At 61.3% G+C, this 17,529-nt stretch carries 18 protein-coding genes; 6 read left to right on the top strand and 12 right to left on the bottom strand.

What is annotated here, in order from left to right:
* Positions 1–41: 41 nt before the first annotated feature.
* Positions 42–698 carry a DUF305 domain-containing protein gene (locus QMA15_RS20210; protein ID WP_020906457.1) on the bottom strand — a complete coding sequence of 219 codons (657 nt, stop codon included), beginning with the start codon at positions 696–698 and terminating at the stop codon, positions 42–44.
* On the bottom strand, positions 695–2,260 hold the full coding sequence (locus QMA15_RS20205) for a hypothetical protein (protein ID WP_029254612.1): 1,566 nt from the start codon (positions 2,258–2,260) through the stop codon (positions 695–697). Before QMA15_RS20205 ends, QMA15_RS20210 begins: the two co-directional genes overlap by 4 nt.
* Positions 2,261–2,438: 178 nt before the next feature.
* Between QMA15_RS20205 and QMA15_RS20200 the strand changes: the two genes are divergently transcribed.
* Together QMA15_RS20200 and QMA15_RS20195 are read left to right on the top strand one after the other, a co-directional pair.
* Positions 2,439–3,026, top strand: coding sequence for a TetR/AcrR family transcriptional regulator (locus QMA15_RS20200; protein WP_290286104.1), 588 nt, complete (start codon positions 2,439–2,441; stop codon positions 3,024–3,026).
* Between the two features lie 45 nt (positions 3,027–3,071).
* On the top strand, positions 3,072–4,208 hold the full coding sequence (locus tag QMA15_RS20195; protein WP_290286102.1) for a GIY-YIG nuclease family protein: 1,137 nt from the start codon (positions 3,072–3,074) through the stop codon (positions 4,206–4,208).
* 80 nt (positions 4,209–4,288) lie between these two features.
* Here the strand turns inward: QMA15_RS20195 and QMA15_RS20190 are convergent, their stop codons facing one another.
* From QMA15_RS20190 to QMA15_RS20175, 4 genes are all read right to left on the bottom strand, one after another.
* On the bottom strand, positions 4,289–5,506 hold the full coding sequence (locus tag QMA15_RS20190) for a Dyp-type peroxidase (RefSeq protein WP_042950964.1): 1,218 nt from the start codon (positions 5,504–5,506) through the stop codon (positions 4,289–4,291).
* Positions 5,499–5,999 (bottom strand): copper chaperone PCu(A)C, encoded by a 501-nt coding sequence (locus tag QMA15_RS20185; RefSeq protein ID WP_019747182.1) that lies wholly within the window; start codon positions 5,997–5,999, stop codon positions 5,499–5,501. Before QMA15_RS20185 ends, QMA15_RS20190 begins: the two co-directional genes overlap by 8 nt.
* A gap of 25 nt (positions 6,000–6,024) precedes the next feature.
* Positions 6,025–7,455, bottom strand: coding sequence for a PepSY domain-containing protein (locus QMA15_RS20180; protein WP_290286097.1), 1,431 nt, complete (start codon positions 7,453–7,455; stop codon positions 6,025–6,027).
* Between the two features lie 108 nt (positions 7,456–7,563).
* Entirely contained in the window at positions 7,564–8,091 is a 528-nt protein-coding gene (locus QMA15_RS20175; protein ID WP_290286095.1) for a hypothetical protein, read from the bottom strand.
* Positions 8,092–8,305: 214 nt separating this feature from the next.
* Between QMA15_RS20175 and QMA15_RS20170 the strand changes: the two genes are divergently transcribed.
* Both QMA15_RS20170 and QMA15_RS20165 read left to right on the top strand, forming a co-directional pair.
* The gene (locus tag QMA15_RS20170; RefSeq protein ID WP_020968637.1) at positions 8,306–8,650 is read left to right on the top strand and encodes a hypothetical protein; all 345 of its coding nucleotides are present in this window, start codon (positions 8,306–8,308) and stop codon (positions 8,648–8,650) included.
* Positions 8,651–9,035: 385 nt separating this feature from the next.
* Positions 9,036–10,202: a MinD/ParA family protein gene (locus tag QMA15_RS20165; RefSeq protein ID WP_020906466.1), complete on the top strand. Its 1,167-nt coding sequence runs from the start codon at positions 9,036–9,038 to the stop codon at positions 10,200–10,202.
* A 37-nt stretch (positions 10,203–10,239) separates the two neighbouring features.
* Here QMA15_RS20165 and QMA15_RS20160 read toward each other — a convergent pair whose 3' ends face one another.
* From QMA15_RS20160 to QMA15_RS20150, 3 genes are all read right to left on the bottom strand, one after another.
* Positions 10,240–11,274 (bottom strand): hypothetical protein, encoded by a 1,035-nt coding sequence (locus tag QMA15_RS20160; protein ID WP_019747188.1) that lies wholly within the window; start codon positions 11,272–11,274, stop codon positions 10,240–10,242.
* Between the two features lie 201 nt (positions 11,275–11,475).
* Positions 11,476–12,558, bottom strand: a complete 1,083-nt coding sequence (locus QMA15_RS20155) for a M48 family metallopeptidase (RefSeq protein ID WP_019747189.1) — start codon at positions 12,556–12,558, stop codon at positions 11,476–11,478.
* Positions 12,559–12,635: 77 nt separating this feature from the next.
* Entirely contained in the window at positions 12,636–12,839 is a 204-nt protein-coding gene (locus tag QMA15_RS20150; RefSeq protein WP_003945456.1) for a hypothetical protein, read from the bottom strand.
* Between the two features lie 145 nt (positions 12,840–12,984).
* Here QMA15_RS20150 and QMA15_RS20145 point away from each other — a divergent pair, with 145 nt between their 5' ends.
* The gene (locus QMA15_RS20145; protein WP_003945912.1) at positions 12,985–13,140 is read left to right on the top strand and encodes a DUF6131 family protein; all 156 of its coding nucleotides are present in this window, start codon (positions 12,985–12,987) and stop codon (positions 13,138–13,140) included.
* Here the strand turns inward: QMA15_RS20145 and QMA15_RS20140 are convergent.
* Together QMA15_RS20140 and QMA15_RS20135 are read right to left on the bottom strand one after the other, a co-directional pair.
* Positions 13,134–14,303: a glutamate--cysteine ligase gene (locus tag QMA15_RS20140; RefSeq protein WP_290286088.1), complete on the bottom strand. Its 1,170-nt coding sequence runs from the start codon at positions 14,301–14,303 to the stop codon at positions 13,134–13,136. The two genes, QMA15_RS20145 and QMA15_RS20140, sit on opposite strands and share 7 nt — an antisense overlap.
* A 517-nt stretch (positions 14,304–14,820) precedes the next feature.
* Entirely contained in the window at positions 14,821–15,207 is a 387-nt protein-coding gene (locus QMA15_RS20135; protein ID WP_279163161.1) for a hypothetical protein, read from the bottom strand.
* 364 nt (positions 15,208–15,571) lie between these two features.
* On the opposite strand from QMA15_RS20135, the gene QMA15_RS20130 reads away from it, so the two are divergent.
* A complete protein-coding gene (locus QMA15_RS20130) occupies positions 15,572–16,297 on the top strand; it encodes a GntR family transcriptional regulator (protein ID WP_021343097.1) in 726 nt (241 codons plus the stop codon).
* Here QMA15_RS20130 and QMA15_RS20125 read toward each other — a convergent pair.
* Positions 16,257–17,525 (bottom strand): FAD-dependent oxidoreductase, encoded by a 1,269-nt coding sequence (locus QMA15_RS20125; RefSeq protein WP_290286083.1) that lies wholly within the window; start codon positions 17,523–17,525, stop codon positions 16,257–16,259. The two genes, QMA15_RS20130 and QMA15_RS20125, sit on opposite strands and share 41 nt — an antisense overlap.
* Positions 17,526–17,529 lie beyond the last annotated feature (4 nt).

Genomic DNA, 17,529 nt, shown 5'->3' with positions numbered 1-17,529 from the left:
GTTCACAGGTCGACACCCATGCTAGTCAGTGCAGATGCGGTTCAGTGCAGTGGTTGCGCCCCACGTTGTCCGAGCATCAGTGTCATCAGCCCGGATTCCTGACTCTGGGAATTGATCATGTCGCGGGCCGACTGTTTCACCGGTCCGCGCTCGAGCAGAGCATCGGCGGCCTGCGCCATAGCGATCCCGCCACGGTGGTGGCGTTCCATCAGTTGCAGGAACACAACCTCGGCGTCGAACCCGCGAGCGCTACTCAGTTTCTCGAGTTCTTCGGTCGTAGCCATACCCGGCATGGAGGCGGCCTCGGTGTCCAGCGTTGCCGGGTGATGATGAGAGTCGCCAGCGCCGCTCGGTGACGCCTCCATCCACGCCATCGGCGTTCTACTGTTCGGTGGGACACCGGCCAACCTCAGCCAGCCGAGCATGACACCGATTTCCGTTCTCTGAACATCGTCGATCTGCTGGGCCAGTCGCGTAACCGCCGGGTCCACATCGGGACTCAGACGCGCGAGAATGAAGAGGGCCTGTTGATGGTGGGCCGCCATGTCATGCACGAATCCGATTTCGGTTTCGCTCAGAACAGCTGTCTGCGTGTGGTTCTCGGGTGCGAACAGCGGACGTAATGCTGCGCCGAGTACGAGCAGCATCAGTGCCGCAGCCACGAGTGCGACGGCTTTGACCGATCGCGGCGCCGTCATGATCCCACGGTCGTCTTCTGGTCAGCGGGTGGTGTGTAGACACCGTTTTCGAGTTGCATGGCAACAAAGCCGTTGTCGGCGCACGTCGCCCACAACGTGGTACCGCGCCATTCGGGTGGGGAGAAGCACCAATCGGTCGAGATGTCGCCGAGAGCGAGCATGCCCGATCGCGAACTCAGCGCTTGGCCGGGGTCGAACTGGCCCTGCGCGATCGACTGCGCGATTGCCGGCGTGCTGAGAATGGGTACCCCGATGAGCGAGGCGAGAGCGTGCGGCGAGTTGGCGAGTTCGACATTGTCGCCGGTCCGAGCGGGTGGGTTGAAGTACGCAATTTCGTGGACGTCGAAGGGATCTCGAACATCGAAGACCCGAATCCCGCTCGAGATCCATCCGCATGCCAGCGCCGTCGGGTCGACCGGGCGATCGGCCGAACAGTAGTGAGATTCGTACGCGAACAGCGATCCGCCGGCAGCAGACGCCAGCGCAGCATCTTGATTCTCCGGCAGATTGATCTCGAGCTTCACCGAATTGACGACCGCCGGTTCGTCGTCATTGGAGACGTCGATCAATTTCACTCCGCCGGAACCACCTTCGTCGACGGTGAACAGGTACGGCGAACCGTCGTAGGTGACCGGAATGCTGTGTTGGGTGGCCCAACCGTCGGTCCACGAGAGCTGGGACAGTTGGCGCACCCGAGGATTCGGGACGCGGCGCTGAACCTCACTGATGTCGAGAACATGTATTCCGCCGAGATTGTTCGACAAGTACATGCGATTTCCGTCTGGAGTGATTCCGAAGCCGTGGGTCGACAACCCGATGAGGTCCTGCCAGACGACACGCGGGTTGGCGGGATCGGTGAGATCGACGGCGCTCACCACACCGGGAGCGGTGCCGGAAGACCAGTAGGTGTTCCCGTCCGGTGAAAATCCACCCTCGTGATTGGTGATCGGCAGCAGCATCCCCAGATCGGTTCCTGGTCCGGGGTTGAGCAGTTTCGGGTGCGCGCAATCGGAGATGTCGTAGACCGACATCAGGCCGACGCCGGTCAAGAGCGGAACGCCCGTGCCCACCAGCAGCTTTCGCGCGGTGTTGACCTTGAGACTCTCCCACGTTCCGGCCAGCATCGCAGGTTCGGTCAGCGTGGCGGTGAGAGCAGGATTGGCAGGATCCGACACGTCGAGAACTTGCACGCCCTGCGCGGGGCCCAGGAGGTTCCCGGGGAAGAAGCTGCCGATGTACGAGCAGTGTTCGAAGTTGGTGGACGTGATCCCGCCGCCGCGACCCGAGTAACCGCCGATCTGAGACATGTTGCAGCTGTACCCGTCTCGGCTGCGTCCGCTGTTTCGGTCCTCGGCCGGAACATCACCCTGCAACCCGGTCTCGGGCATCGAGCCCGGGCCGCATTCGGCGCGGCTTGCAGCGTTGGAAGCGACACCCGGGTTCTCGTGGATCGAGCCCGGGGCAGTGGCGGGCTCAGCAGAAGCGACGCACACGGGAAGGACGGTGATCAAGGTGACGAGCGCGATGGCAGATCTGGTTCTGATGGTCGTGAACGATTTCATCGAGTCCAACTCCCGGTGCGGGATTGCCTTTCGTATCTCACGGGCAGACGTACCTCAAGGACAGGCAGCACGGAGGGCAGGCGCGCGTTCGAGCGCTCACGACGATCGGGTCGGGGTGTGAACCGGTGTCGGGCCGCAACCAACCGGACAATGCTGTCCGGTTGGTATCGTAGTGTGCGTGACATCGTCTGGCCGCGTCAATAGCGGATCTCTCAACAGAGGGCCGAGAGATGCGGCGCGCAATCGTGCGGCGCTCATCTCAGCAGCTCGCGAGGTGTTCGCCACCCAAGGATTTGCTGCTCCGCTCAGCCTGATCGCCCGCACGGCCGGCGTCGGCCAGGGCAGCCTCTACCGGCACTTTCCCACTCGCGAAAGCCTCGCACTCGCGGTGTTCGACGAGAACATCGTCGAGCTGCAAGAACTGGCGGCCGATCCGGATTCGACTCTCGACGATCTTTTTCGTTTGTTGGTCGACCAGATCACTACCTCCATCGTGTTCGTGGAGGTCATCAAGCCGGTCTCCTTCGGCGACTCGCGACTGAATTCGGCCGGCGCCCGTTTGATCGATCTCCTCGAAGGGCGCCTCGACGAGGCGCGTCGAACTGGGAAGATACGAGAGTCCGTGACTGCTGAAGACGTGATCCTGGCGATCGCCATGTTCGCCGCGATCATGGAACGGACTGCCGAGAGCTCGCGGAAAGAAGTTGCGCACTCGGCCTGGAACCTTCTTGTGCAGGGACTGGCCGGGCCGGCAGCGGCGGGCTGAGTCGCGTTCGCCTCGCGTCTCGAGGTGATCGCCTAGGCTCGTGGCATGGCTATTGTCTGGACAGTTCCTCGCGCTATCGGCTCCACCCTGCTCGTTGCTCCGTTGATCAAGGAGTTCCTTGTCGAGGGTGACGGCACCCTCGATGCAAAAGTGACTGCGGTCGGTACGGTCTCTGCATCTCTCGAGAAGCAAGTCGGCCGCACGTTCACCTCGATCAGCGCTGCTTCGGCGGCAATCTTTTCCGGTGCTGCCGGTTCCACCAGCGTGCCCGACGCACTCCGTCTGGCCGTGATGCGCACTCTGTCCACCGAGGTGGTCGTCAGGAAGCCGGCTCCGCAGCCGTTCACCGAAAAGGTTGGGAAGAGACTGGGGCAGTACGTCTTTGCCCTGCGTGACCCGCGCAACGATCAGGTGTTCCATGTCGGGCACGGCACGGGAAATCAAGTGTTCGCGCCGGTATTCGAAGCGCTCGGTGAACTTGCGAATCTCGAAGGAGCGGACGGCCCAGCCGAGTCGAATGCTGCTGTGACAGCAGCCAAGATCGCCCGCATCCGTGAAATCTACGACGCGGGTTCGGCGGTGGAGCACTTCGTTCTTCTCCGCTCGGTCGCTGCCGCCACGGATTCGGCCGCCACTACCGACGAGGTCGTCCGCGGCGTCGTGGAAGCCTTGCGAATCACCGACGCGGGCGAGGGCCTGACCAACCTCGCGGGCGATACATCGGACAAGGACGCCCGTGCGACCCGCGTCGAGGAACTCGCGTTGCGCTACTCGGCCGATCCCGCGCCGGAACTCCCGACGCCGAGCATCGTCCTCCACGTGCCGGCCTCCGCTCGTCCGGGAGCAACGCCGGAAGAGATCTACGAACTCGCGCGCGCCGAGTGGTCTGCCGGTGCAGCTGTTCGTGCCGAGATCGGAATCCCCGTTCTGGTGTTTGCCGACAGCATCATTCGTGGTGCATTCCGCGCTCAGTCATGGGAGGTGTCCACTCGCAATGCCGACGGAAGCCAACTGTGGCGGTTCAACGGAACCGTCGACGACGAGCTCGCTGCCAAGTACGTCGGAACCGAGGTCACCCCGCACAACGTCGGCCTGAAGAAGTGGCCCGTCAGCGGTTGGGTCACGAGGTTGACTACCGCTCGTCCGGGGGCGGTTATGCCGGGACCTCGTAAGTCCAAGTAACGCAACAACTTCAGGTAGAAGGCGTTGTGGGGGCGGGATCCGAACGGATCCCGCCCCCACAGTATCGTTACCCGGGGTTGTCAGCCGAGCAATCCGCTTCCCACATAGTCGTTCTCGGTGCATCCCGGCGGAATGAGATACACCGCAGAACCGATCGGCGTCGTCCACTCGTTGAGTGCGTCGAAGTCACTCAATCGCTGTTGGACCGGTAGATATTGCTCGGCGATGTCCCGTTGGAATGCTGCGAAGATCAATCCCGAGTTCGAGGTCTGCCCGCTCTCGGGTGCGTCGTCGTAGTTGTATGCCCGACGGAAGAACTGCTCCTTCTCATGCGTCTGGTGGGCTCGCGCGATGTGTGATCCTGGCGGGATCACCGGAATGCCGAACTTGTCCGTGAGTGTGAAATCCGCTTCGTCGAATTCGTTGGTTCCGTTGAGCGGAGCGCCATTGGACAACGTGCGCCCCATGGTGAGTTCGCGCCCCGAGCGATCGAGTTCGTCCCAGGTATCCATTTCCATGCGAATGCGTCGTAGTACCAACGAGGTTCCGCCCGCCAGCCACGGTTGACCAGCGCCGTCGTGCCAGATCAGTGAATCGAAATCCACTGTTCCCGGAGCCGGATTGACCGTCCCGTCCACTTGGCCCATGAGATTGCGCATCGTGGTTCCCTCGGGCGTGGTGCCGCGCGCGTTACGGAATCCCTTCTGCGTCCACCGGATTGTCGTCAGTGATCGGACGTTCTTGGTCAGAACTCGCACAGCATGAGCAATGGTCACCGGATCGTCGCCACAAATCTGCAGCAATAGGTCCGATCCGCCCCATCGATCGTCAAGTCGGTCGATCTCGTAGCTCGGCAACGGCTCGAACCAGTCCGGTTGACGTGCTTGCAATCCCAGCTTGGTGAACAGGCCAGGGCCGTAGCCGACGGTCACCGTCAAGCGGGCCGGATCCACGGCCAGTTCCCGTTCGGTATCCGCCAACGCCGGGTTACCGGCGGTCAGCCGTGACGCATCCTCGGACCACATCTTCATGATCCCGACGACCACAGTTCGATCGGCTCCAGGCAAGAGGTCGAACCCGATGAACGTGCCGTGCGCTTGCGGAGTGGTGGCGATCCCAGCCTGGTGGACGCCGTAGAACGGTTCCACCAGCTTGCCTGCTTGCTGCTCGTGTTCGCTGCGCTCGACCACTGTGGTTGCGCCCCACGTTATTCCCGCGACGCCGAGCGCGGCGGCACCTCCTCCGAGAAGGCGCCGCCGGCTGAGTGCTCGGCTGGGCGGGTTCGTGTTCTCAGCCACCGTGATTCGGGTCGTAGTTCTCCTGATTACCGGAGAAGTCGCGAATCTGGGCTGTGAACGTGGTGCTGGAACCGTCGTCGTAGATCAATGTGAGGTCGGTTTCGGCGCCAGGGAGCAGCGGCGCGGACAGGTCCATGAACATCAGGTGGTCACCGCCCGGGGTGAGGCTGGCTGACCCGTTGGCAGGGACCAGGAACCCACCGTCCTTGGGGCGCATCGTCATCGTGCCGCCGTCCCCGGTCACGACCTCGTGCAGTTCCAGTCGCGATGACGCGGGACTGGTTGCCGAGACCACCCGTACGTCCTTGTCGCTGGAGTTGACGAGTTCGGCGAACGCCGCACTCATTCCCTCGGGTGCTGCCTTGACCCATTGATCCTGAACTGTGATGGATTGTGCGGCTTCGGTTTCCTTGTCGGAGTTCGAAGAACAGCCGGTCAAGGCGAGAGCTGCGGTCAGTGCAACAGCTGCGAATATCTTTGTTCGAACAGTCATGTGTGTCTCCGTGATTCGTGAGGTGTCAGGTGGTGGCGCGGCGTTTGAACGCCGCAATACAAACGTCGATCAGCAGGAATGTGAGAAGACTGATGCCGAGTAGCGGAACAAACCAGCCCACCAGTGCGGTTACCGCAACCAGCGCAACAATGCTGAGCGGGGAGAGGTTGCGAATCCCGCCGCGGGCAGGGGCCCGGCCGACAGCCCAGTCGGAGCCACGGGTGGGGCGTCGGCGCCACCACATGATGTAGCCACGAATGACCACGCTGACCAACGCGAGTGCCAGTGCGGTGAGTGCGATCTGGTTGGCAAGGCCGAACAGCAGGCCCATGTGGAGCTGGATTCCCCAAGCCGAAAGTTTGGCTGCGAGTGGCCAATCCGAGAACCACAACTCGTCGGTGACCTTCTGCGTCGCTCCGTCGATTGCGATGGTGTTGTTGCTGTACACCCACGGCTGACGCGTCTGGGCGACGGTGAACGCCGTCTCGGCGTTCGCGGGTATCGATACTTCGACCGGACCGGTGATCCCGTTGTACCTGGCGATACCGAGGACGGTGTCGACACGTCCGACGTTGGTGTCTGTCAGCGTGCCGGCGGCGGCGGGGGCCATGTCGTGACCCTCGTGCCCGCCCGTTGCCGGTGGTGGAGCGTCGCCGAGAGTTTTCACGACCGAGGGCGTCGTCCAACTCAATGCGGTTCTCAGATTGCTGACGTTCTCTCCGGCGTAGGTCGACCACGTGAGGCCGGTCGCCGAGAGGAAGACCAATGCAACTGCTATCCAGATGCCGACGACACCGTGCCAGTTCAGGGTCCGGCTTCGTCCGGCGGATGCTCGGTCGATCGTGAGCAGTCGAGCGTTCCGAGCGGTGCGGTATCGACGGAACCACAGGTAGACGCCACCGAGTGCGACCACCCACATCCACGACGCGGCCAATTCGCTGTAGAGGCGGCCAGGTTCACCGAGATGAAGGTGGCGATGCAGCTGAGAGATCCAGGTGCGCAGTGGCAACGAACCACTGCTTCCGTAGACCGCCAGCTCGCCGACCGGCTGTGCAAGCACTGGATCGACGAAGACTGCGAGCCTCTCCGATTCGCCCAACGACGGATCGGTGAACAGGACCCGCGTGGTTTCTCCGGCCGCAGGGGACGGACGTACTGCCGAGACGGTCAGGTCAGGGCGGTACTGCTGGGCGGAACGGATCTGATCGTTCAGCGACGCGATTTGTCCGGTGGTGTCGGTCTGGAGATAGTCGCTGTAGACGAATTTCTCGATGGTGGGCGCCATCGCGTAGAGACCACCGCTCAGCGCGGCGATGAGGATGAACGGCCCGATGAGGATTCCGGCATAGAAGTGCAGGCGCAGAATCAGCGGTCTGGCGCCGCCGACCTGCTTCTTCGGGGGAGAGCTGTCGTTGGAAGCGCGTGTCTGTGCGCGCTCCAATTCGGGTGCGGACATGCGTGTACTCGATCCCGCCGTGCGCCTTTATTAACCGCCCGCGGTTAATAAAGGCGCACAGCAAAGTGGCGCACGTATTCACGTGCGTGAGAGGAAAGGGAAGGTGAGTTACACGAATGCCGGTGGGCCGCGAGTGCCCAGGCCTGAGGTGAGAAGTTGACGCAGAACAACTTTGGCGCGGTATCGAGTGCGCGCAGTGAACGGCGAGGGTTCAGGTGCCCACGGGCGCAATAGGACGGCGACGATTGCCGCCACCGTCGATGCCGCCACGACGTACCCGCGTTCTGCGCCGCGGATCAGAACTGCGCACACTCCGACGGCAGCGATGTGCGCTGCGAGCATCGGAAGCGACAGGAGCAGGCCGTGTTGATGATCCGAAGCGATGGTCAATGTCGCGTGACCGATGGCCTGACCCGCAGCGAGCATAAGGGCGAGCAAGAGGGCAGGGGATCGGCGAGTGTCGATGGACGTGACCACCGCGCCGACGCTCGCGCACGCGAGGATCAACAACACCACCGCGCTCTCGGACGGGGCCATGCCGCCACCGAGCGCGTGGGCTGCGACGGAAACCGCGCCGGAGGTACCGCCCACGAAAGCGCCGCGCAGCTGCGCGACATCTTTCGGGCCCGGCGTCATACGCGAAAGGATACAGGCAGCTACTACGAGGACTAGTAGTCGAGCCCGGCCGAGTCGGTTTGACGCCGTTGACGGCAGTCAGGTCGCGCCACTCACATTCTTGCAATCCCTGTATACGAATGGTGCACGGTCATCGTTCAACGCTGTCGGTCATCATCCGTACTCGTATCCGGCGCTGCCTACCGATGAACATGACTGGAACTCGTGGTCTCAGATGAGTGTCGAGTCGTTCGCGGGCGGCGGGATCGTTCGGCCGAGCCTTCGCGGAATCATGACTGCCAACGGAGATTCTGCAAAAAAGATTTGGATTACCGAGTTCGGGGCGCCTACAAGTGGGACTCCCGACAGCGTCAGCGAAGCACGTCAACTCGAGATCTATCAGGCAGCGATGGCAGACAAGCAAACCAAGTCTTGGTTGGGGCCGCTCATCTTCTACCGTCTCAACGACTACGCGCCTTACGGGGCAACGACGGATCGAGAGTCGTATTTCGGCGCAGTGAGGTCGGACGGCACCGTCAAACCGAGTGGTGCATACGTGAAGAGTGTGCTCTGCCCGTGATGGCGGTCGAATGGTACGAGTGATCCGTAGGGTTGGGGGCACTTCGTTCGAGAGCGCGGAATTCTGCAGCAGCTGAACACTTGTCCATGAAGGGAGGGCGATCGCCCAGGTGATCACCCTCCCTTTTCTCGTTTGTTACCAAGGGATTTGCCCTGACATTGCGGAAGGCTGTTTTCAGCGGCAGATGAAGATATCTGTGCCGCATATCGTTACGACGTTCGTATTTGCTGAGATCGGCACAGGCGTGGGGACCAAAGTCATCGAAGTGCGGGTGTAACGGTCTGTTGTGCCGTGACGGTATTGAGCAGAGAACGGCAAGCCCGCCAGAGTGATAGCGTCCGAGAGGCTATGTCCGAAATGATTCCGAACTCGACCTAGGAAAACGGTGCGCAGCGATAACAACGGTTCGAATAACGGAGTCCTGGGGAACAACTCCGGAACGACTCAGGGCGACGGCCTTTTCGACGCGTCCGACGACGGTTACGCAACGTCGATTCGAACCGTCACCTTCACGCCGCAATTCGACGAACCTGCGGCAAAACCGTTGCCCAGTCAGCGGATGCGCCAGCAACGTCGTGAAGAGCCGACCGATTTTCGGACCTCGACGCCCAGAGCTATGACGTCCGTCGACGATCTGGACATCATCAAGCGGGCGAAGCGTCCACCCGAACGCGGTTTGGGCAGTGTGTTGTTCAAACTCACCGGGGGTCGGATCAACACCGGGCAGTCGGCCGCCGAACTCGAACATCAAGCTCTGGTGCGCCGTGCCAACCGAACAGTGCGCGGCGTGTACAAGATTGCTTTCATCTCACTCAAGGGTGGTGTGGGAAAAACCACGGCGGCAAAGACCGTCGGTTCGACGTTCGCGTCGATCCGTGGCGATCGAATCGTAGCCATCGACGCCAATCCCGACCTGGGGACTCTGGCTGATCGTGAACGACGTGAACATCACCTGACCGTTCGTGATCTGTTGGCCGACGGTGACATTCGTACGTACAGCGATGTTCGCTACTACACCTCGCAAGGCGACAGCCGACTCGAAATCCTTGCGAGTGAGGCAGATCCGGAAACTTCGGAGTCTTTCAACGAGCAGGACTACCTCGATACTCTGCGAATTCTCGAGGTGCATTACAACATCGTCATCACCGACTGTGGCACCGGAATCATGCACTCGGCCATGTACGGAATTCTCGACGAAGCAGACGCTTTGGTAGTCGTCAGCCCGACGGCGCAGGACGGTGCCCGTAGTGCTGCAGCAACGCTCAGTTGGCTGACCAAGCACGGATACGCAGATCTGGTGAGCAGGTCGGTCGTGGCGATCAATGCGACGCGCCCGGGTTCGTCTTCGCTCGACCTCGACCAACTCGAGGACGTTTTCGCTCAGCGTGGAGTGCGAGCGGTCAAGACGTTGCCCTATGACGATCACCTCGGCGAGGGAGGTCCTATCGACTTGAAATTGTTGAACAAGCGCACTGCTCGGGCATATCTGGAACTCGTCGCAGCGATTGCCGACGGTTTCCCGGACTCGGTGGGCAAGCACGCTTCTCGCTGAACGTGCTCGCCCCCGAATCTGATCATCAGGCCGGTGTTCAGGGGTGCCGAAGTATCGCGCCGTATCCGTCGGCGAGAACGAGGCGTTCGTCGATCTGTACCAGCTCGGTGCCGGTCCCGATTGCGATGTAGGGGAGTACGCGATCGGCGGGCCCGATCAGCTTTCCACTGGTGACTTCCTTGTCGTCGGGATCGGTGAGCAGCAGTGTCTCGACCTTGCCCTGCTCGAGGGCGTCGAGGACGCGTGCGGTCCCGTCGATGGAGAGGCCGGAGTCCCGGCCCTGCTCTGCGACGTAGCGTTCGGTTTCCGCATCCATTCTGCGTAGTCGCTGCGTGTCGATCAGTTCACGAATCGACTTCGACACCTCGGCGGGTGTCGAACCGACTGAACGCGAACCTTTTTCGACGTCCACCACCCGTAGCGTCGACGGTAGGAGCTGTGCAAAAGCTTTGCGGGACTGTACTTCTCCGATCACGACCACCAGTGCGACCTTGTGTTCGCGGGCGAGCGCCGCCGCGCGCTCCACGGCCTGTGTCAGGTTCTTTCGGATGTTCTCCTCCACGAGGCTTTGGCTGTCGGTGTACCGCTCCTGGCCGCCCACGTGCGCCTTGTGGACCGGGAAGCCGTCGCCGTCTACCGTTTCGCCGTACACGTCACGCCCGCGAGCATCGCGCACGCACAAGTCCGCGCCGGTGTGGTCGACCTTTGCGATGAGGAACGGTTCGGTGTCGTATCCGTGTGCGATCAGTGGAATCAAGTAGGGCAGTTCGCCCAAGGTCGCGATGGTGGAGCCGGCAGGTTCGAGCAGAATATCGTCGATCAGCACTGCCTCGGATGTGGCGACGATCGCGCGTCCGGCGCGACCTGAGATGCCGTGATGGTTGTCCTTCACCTCGTCCAGTCGCGCGATCAGCGATTCCGATGCTCCCTGTTTCGTCAGTTGATTGCGCATCGAGCGCCATTCGAGTTCGAAGCGCTCGCGTGCATCTTCCCGGTTGCGGACGTCTTCGAAGTACACGGAGGCAAACGGGCCGTCACTCGAACCGACCTTCTTCAGCCGCCCAGCATGCATGTCGGCTCCCTTCTGTAGTGGTCCTATGCCGCGTACCCGACAACTGGTGATTCGACACGACCGCTTTCAGTTCGCACGTTTGTTCGACTGCTGGTACTGTCTGTGAACGTGAGGGTGGTGCAGAGGGAAGCCTGCATCACCTTCACGCCAAGAACCCGGGACCTGCCGCCGACTGCCTTCGGTGGCAGGTCCCGATTCTGCTCAATCGGCGTCGTCAGTGCCCTTCGACCTGTCGGAACTCTTGCGCCAGTGAGTGAATCGTTCCTTGATGTCCGTCGCTACGTCGCCGACGCCGTTCCCGACGGCGCCCACGGCACCGCCCAATCCGCTACCGATGTCGCGCACCATCCGGACCAAAGGGTCCTCCGACTCGTCGAAGTTCTGCTTGTAGGTCTTGGCTGCATTCTTGAACTCGTCGCTGATCTTCGCTCCGTCGTCATCGCCGCGGCGGGGGTAGTTTCCGCGCAGAATCGCGGCGTAGTCTCCGCTGTCCACCCACTTCTTGAGTTCGGCGGCGCGAAGCACCGAGAACGGGTGAGAGAGCAGTTCGATGTTGAGGAGCTTGAGTACACCGTCGCGGAGGTCGCCGCTGGCGTCGTACTCGGCGGCCTGGGCAAGAAACGCGTCGATGTCGATTTCACTGACTCGGGATCCGCCGGCCAATTTCATCTGCACGCGAATCGCTGTGTGTACGTCCTGGCCGCACAGTAGTCCTGCACGATCGCCGGACAGTTCGGACTTGCGTTGCCATTCCATCAGGGCGGCGATGATCGCGCGCAGTGCCCATCCGCCGACCGGCAGCCATCCGATGGTTCCGGCCAGTCGCATCAAATGCATCAAGATGGTGCGATACACGGCATGGCCGGACAGTGCGTGGCCTAGTTCGTGGCCGATGATGAACCGTTGCTCCTCGTAGTTCATCACGTCCAGCAGACCAGTAGTGACCACCATGAACGGCTTGTCCATGCCGATGGTGAAGGCGTTGACCATCGGGGTCTGGAGTACGAACAGCTCTGGTGTCTCGTCGGCCTGCAGGATCTCGACGCAGTCACGGCGCAGATCGTTCAGGTCACTGAACTGGCGTTCGTCGACTCGCACTGACGTGGCGAGGTACATGAGGCGGTGCTGACGTTCTTGGAGCAGTCCGGACAGCGTCCGCAGAACAGTGTCGAACCCCCGAAGCGTCCGGAGCGTCACCAATGCGGCCCGATCGGCTGGGTGTTCCCACGCACGCGAGCTGATGTCCGGGAACTCGATTCGGGTGCGATCTGGTGCAGTGGTCATGGTGGCCCCTCACTTCGATGTGTGTCGACTCACCTCCAGGGTAACGACTAGTCGGTTTAGCGCGGATGTCCGGCAGCTCACTCGGTGGGCTGGGGGAGCGTGCAATCCGTGACTTTGGGGTTGACGCCGAAGTAGTTCAGCGGGCCGGCGATGACCGTGAGCGCGATGGTCCCGACGCCGGCGCAGTTGGTCGGCGAACTGCTGTAGTAGCCGCGTTGGCCGGCCGCGACGGCCCCGACTATCAGCCAGATCAGAACGATCAGAGTCACAATTCTCATCATGGCGGGCTCGATTCTTCAAATATTATGGTGCCCAGCGAAATACCCGGTCAGAGTGGGTATGAAACGCTCAGCCGACGGGTATCCCTGATGTATGCGGCTCGAGGCGGGCGTATCCGCCCGAGTGAACGCACTGAAGGAGCTTGTGATGATCATCCTCGGCGTAATCCTGCTGATTATCGGTTTCGTGGTGAACATTCCGATCCTCTGGACGATCGGTGTCGTCTTGTTGGTGATCGGAATCATCCTGTACGCGCTGGGCGCGGCCGGGCACGCTATCGGTGGTCGGAGGCATTACTACTGATCAGGGGTCGGCCCGTCATGCGTATCCGTGCCAGTCGGGACGGTGCGCTCAACCGCACGTGCGATCAGTTTCCGCAGGCAGACCTGGCGAAGCGTCCGCTGTTGCCAGTCGCTGCCGCCGCCGGTCACGCATTTGTCGCGAAGTGCTGACTCCACGCTCGTGTACTCGCCTGTCTCGTCGAGGGAGTCACGGACATGGATCAGGAGCCGGTGCAACTGTTCCGCGGCCGAAATTCTTTGTGTGGTAACCGGATCGATCGACGCTCCCAGGACGCCTTCCTTCGCGGACACCCAGGTTGCGAGGCGGAGGTTCTCGAGGGAAGTGCGCGGAGCGACGACTCCTCGTTCGACAGCGCGCAGTGCAGTGGCGACCAGCGCGCGCACAAGTGCTGCAAGCAATACGGTGTCGTCGACCGTCGGCTGAACGTCGCAGACCCGGATCTCGACGGTCGGTAGGTGGCAGGAAGGCCGGATATCCCAGTAGGCCATCCGCTTGTCGAGCATCACGCCGCAATCCACCATCTTCGCGACCGCGGTGTCGAAGTCCCCGGCGGTCTCGAAGTACGGCGGCGGCCCGGCGACGGGCCACCGGGACCATTGGATCGCCCGCCAACTCGCGAAGTCGGTGTCGACTCCTTGGTGGATACGGGAGTTGGCGCTCAGTGCCAGCAGGGCAGGCAACCAGATGCGCACGTGATTGCAGACCTGCACGGCCTCTACTTGATCAGCGACGCCCACATGGATGTGGCAACCGCAGATACTTTGTTCGGCGGCAAGGGCGCCGAAGTGTTCGCCCATCTGGCGGTAGCGAGGGGAGTCGCTAATCTCGAAACGAGAAGGCCCCGAAAGCGGTGCGCCGACGGCCAACAGCCTGCAGCCGTTCAACTCGGCCGCTTTCGCCGCGAGCCGACGCATGTCGATCAAGTGGGTTCGGAGTTCGTCGATGCTCTGGCACACGGGAGAGTTGGTCTCGACTTGGCAGCAGGACAACTCGAGCTGAAGATCCAAACCGAGTGTCGACGCGGTTTCCGCAACCGCGGCATTGTCGGTGGACGGCAGCCAGGATGTCGGGTCGACGAGGATGAATTCTTCTTCGACGCCGACGGTCGGGGTCGTCGATTCGTAGCGGCCAGCGGTGGATCCGGTCGAACAGGTGGCGCCCATGCTCGCGTCTACCCGGTCGGTCGAAGGCGGAAACCGACCCGAGGAAGCCCCGTTCTCGTCGGGAGAACGGGGCCTGTGGTCGGTCTTGCCAACATCTCGGAAGCGTCAACGAGCCCTTGCACACCGTATGAATCTGGGGACTGGCGTGCCTGGGAAAACGTACTGTGTCGGACTCGGTAAAACGAGACCCCAAGGCATGTCTCACCCCCGATTTCACCCTCATGCGAGGGTGCCTGCACGCCCTTCGTCGAGGCGCGGATCGTGACCTGGTGGCCTGCGGCGGTCCAGTCGCGGTTTATCCGTGGGGCCGCCTTTATCGGGCAGATTTCGAGAAATACGAACCCATCTAAACTAACGTCCAGCATTCGGATGTGAAGTTCTGGCGAAGTGTGGGGACTCGGTGAGTCAACAGACATTTGATCAGTTAATCGCGTGCACAGTATCCACTGAAGATATGTAATTTTCGAACTGGTATTGCGTTTCATCTGCGAGAATATCCAGTGGTCATGGGTGAAAGTCAGAAGGTGGGAGAAAGTGCCTGGGATTGTGTTGCTAACGGTTCGTTATCGCCGCCGAATGCCCACCATGTATGTGGATGGCGCCTCTTGGAAGCGGGAAAACTGCGTGTCATCCGTGTCGCAACTTCCTCTGCCTTGTGGTCTTGGATTGAGAGTTTCACCAGGAGGATCTTTCGTAATCGACGCGTCCGGAAATTTTTCTCAAGATTTACCCACTTGCGAATTAGGGAATTTAATGGGTTGTGGAAAGTGGAAATATTGCGGGTGGGAGCTATTATTTGCGGTGATTTGCTCATATCTTGCTGAGTGAGGTATTTGCAACCGAAGTGCCACGTGGTCGAGAAATAATGCTTTTCATGCTTTACATTGGAAATTGCAAGATGCACGTTTCATCCTCCAGTGTTAAACGAAAGGACGAACGCAATGGGTAGCTTGGAAGATTTCGACATCGCGGCACTTCTTCAGAAGGTCATCGCATTCTTCGACGGATTCTCGTCGGACGAGACCGAGCCCACCACGGGCTAAGACTTGGCGAAGCCGCTGTGCATCCGGATGACACTGGAAGCGCAGCGGCTTCTCTGTATCCGGACCTCCTATGTATCGGACCTCCTGTCAACCCAGTCGGCGACCGAGCTCGGCATCTCGGCCGGGGCGGTCTCAGTTTGCACATCGGCGCGAGCTGGAACGATCTTTGTCACATAAAATGTTAGGTATTACATATTGGACATCGCTGGGTATTAGGGTGCAGGTATGGGGACGAAGCAGCCGGCCGGTTCAAGCGCAGATCGTAGTACCGGCGACGAAAAGCAGAGTGCCGTATTTCAGCCACTGGCACGGACCAGCTTGCGCAGCGATGCCACGAGACTGCTTCGGGCCCGGATCTCGAGCGGTGAACTGGAGTCCGGCCGGCTCTACGCGATCGGCGACATCGCCGCGCAGCTCGAGGTCTCGCCCACCCCGGTACGCGAGGCTCTCCTCGATCTGAAGAGCCAAGGCCTCATCGAGATGGTGAGGAACCGCGGCTTTCGCATCGTCGAACTGACGGATGACGAACTCGCGGAGATCGTCGAAATCCGGCTGATGCTCGAGCCACCTGCAATGGCGAAGGTTGCCGCGCTCGAACCCCCGTTGGATCTCACCGATCTCTGGACGCTGAGCAAGCGCGTCGAGAACGCCGCGGCCGAGGGGGATCTGGTCTCATTCCTGACCCTGGACAAGGACTTCCACCTGGAACTTTTGGCTGCACTGGGTAACGCACGGCTGGTCAAGGTGGTGGAGCAGTTGCGCGATCAGACTCGCCTGTCCGGGCTGAAAGGCATTGCAGGAAGCAAGGACTTGGTCGGGTCGGCTCGGGAGCACGATCAACTCCTGCAGGCGTTGGAATCACGAGATCCGGTTGCGGCCGAAGCTGTCATGACTGCACACCTCCACCACGTCAGCGGGTTGTGGGCCGGACGCTCCGAAAAGTCCGACTGAAGCGGTCTGGCCCGAACACGCCGGCATAGGCAGGGAGGCTTCGGCCGAACACGCTTCGAGCGACCAACTCTCCGGTGACGGGGCCGAGGGTTATACCGAGCATCGCGTGGCCGGTGGCGACAGTGACATTCGGATGGTGAGGTAAGCGACCGATGATGGGCATCCCGTCGGGTGTCATCGGGCGTAGCCCTGTCCACGGGACTGCATTCTGCGGAGGTTCCCAGGTGTCGAAATAGTCGGCTGCCGAGGTCAGTATGCCTTCGGCCCTTCGCTTGTCGATGTGTTCACTTCGGCCTCCGAATCCCATGGTGCCGGCCATTCGGGTCGCACCGGACAAGGGGGTGACGGCAACCTTGGCTTCCGACAGATACGATGCCCGAGTTCCGACGGGGAAAATCGGTGGAACGTCGAAACCGTAGCCTTTCCCGGATTGGACGGGGAGTGTGTACCCGAGTCCTCGCACCACGTCCGCGCTCCAAGCGCCTGCGGCGACCACAAAATGATCGGACGTCATCGGCCGTTCTGCTCCAGATGCCGTCACGTTACCGATGGAGTCTTCCGACAGCGTCAGTTCGGTGCCCTCCACGATCTCGACCCCGAGGCTCTCGCACTGTGTGATCAAGCTTTCGACGAAGGCTGCGGGGTCGAGGAATCTCTCGTGGGGACAGGCGATCCCACCGACGACCGAGCTCGAGAGTCCCGGCATCAGCTGAGCCGTTCGGGCACTTGTGAGTACGTCGAATTCGTCACCGCCGAGTGCTCGCACCAGCGTCATTTCTTCGGAGTGGGAGTCGAGCGACTTCTGTGTGCGAAACAGCTGCACCAATCCGGAACGGTGGTTTTCGAACTGAAGCCCAGTGCGCTCGAGTTCGTCGAAAAGCTCGAAAGTCCGATGAGTGAGTGCCATCAGATTTCGCAGACCGGATTCGAATCTCGTTGTGGTGCAGTTGCGAAGCATCGCAATCAAGAAGGAGGCAAAGCGAGGATCGCGGCTGGGGCTGATGTACAGCGGGCTGTCAGGACGCAGCATCCACTTCAACGATTGGGTCAGTACTCCGGGGGCAGGGACGGGGGCCGACATGCTCGGGACGACCCACCCGGCGTTATGGCTCGACGCGCCGGTTCCCGCAGCCCTCGCGTCGACTACACACACGTCGGCTCCCTCGGCAGCCAAAGCCAGCGCCGAACACAACCCGATCGAACCTGCACCGATAACGGTCACTCTCATGGAA

It is taken from the genome of Rhodococcus sp. APC 3903, assembly GCF_030407755.1.
In the GTDB taxonomy this organism is placed as follows: Bacteria; Actinomycetota; Actinomycetes; order Mycobacteriales; family Mycobacteriaceae; genus Rhodococcus_F; species Rhodococcus_F erythropolis.
Note: the sequence above shows the minus strand (reverse complement) of the source record. Positions and strands in the feature narration are given on the sequence as shown.

Excerpts from the sequence above, each read along its gene's own strand:
- QMA15_RS20125 (WP_290286083.1), bottom strand. The coding sequence starts at position 17,525 with ATGAGAGTGACCGTTATCGGTGCAGGTTCGATCGGGTTGTGTTCGGCG.
- QMA15_RS20210 (WP_020906457.1), bottom strand. The coding sequence starts at position 698 with ATGACGGCGCCGCGATCGGTCAAAGCCGTCGCACTCGTGGCTGCGGCA.
- QMA15_RS20175 (WP_290286095.1), bottom strand. The coding sequence starts at position 8,091 with ATGACGCCGGGCCCGAAAGATGTCGCGCAGCTGCGCGGCGCTTTCGTG.
- QMA15_RS20140 (WP_290286088.1), bottom strand. The coding sequence starts at position 14,303 with ATGGGCGCCACCTGTTCGACCGGATCCACCGCTGGCCGCTACGAATCG.
- QMA15_RS20155 (WP_019747189.1), bottom strand. The coding sequence starts at position 12,558 with ATGACCACTGCACCAGATCGCACCCGAATCGAGTTCCCGGACATCAGC.
- QMA15_RS20130 (WP_021343097.1), top strand. The coding sequence starts at position 15,572 with ATGGGGACGAAGCAGCCGGCCGGTTCAAGCGCAGATCGTAGTACCGGC.
- QMA15_RS20160 (WP_019747188.1), bottom strand. The coding sequence starts at position 11,274 with ATGCATGCTGGGCGGCTGAAGAAGGTCGGTTCGAGTGACGGCCCGTTT.
- QMA15_RS20170 (WP_020968637.1), top strand. The coding sequence starts at position 8,306 with ATGAGTGTCGAGTCGTTCGCGGGCGGCGGGATCGTTCGGCCGAGCCTT.
- QMA15_RS20145 (WP_003945912.1), top strand. The coding sequence starts at position 12,985 with ATGATCATCCTCGGCGTAATCCTGCTGATTATCGGTTTCGTGGTGAAC.
- QMA15_RS20195 (WP_290286102.1), top strand. The coding sequence starts at position 3,072 with ATGGCTATTGTCTGGACAGTTCCTCGCGCTATCGGCTCCACCCTGCTC.
- QMA15_RS20185 (WP_019747182.1), bottom strand. The coding sequence starts at position 5,999 with ATGACTGTTCGAACAAAGATATTCGCAGCTGTTGCACTGACCGCAGCT.
- QMA15_RS20180 (WP_290286097.1), bottom strand. The coding sequence starts at position 7,455 with ATGTCCGCACCCGAATTGGAGCGCGCACAGACACGCGCTTCCAACGAC.
- QMA15_RS20150 (WP_003945456.1), bottom strand. The coding sequence starts at position 12,839 with ATGATGAGAATTGTGACTCTGATCGTTCTGATCTGGCTGATAGTCGGG.
- QMA15_RS20205 (WP_029254612.1), bottom strand. The coding sequence starts at position 2,260 with ATGAAATCGTTCACGACCATCAGAACCAGATCTGCCATCGCGCTCGTC.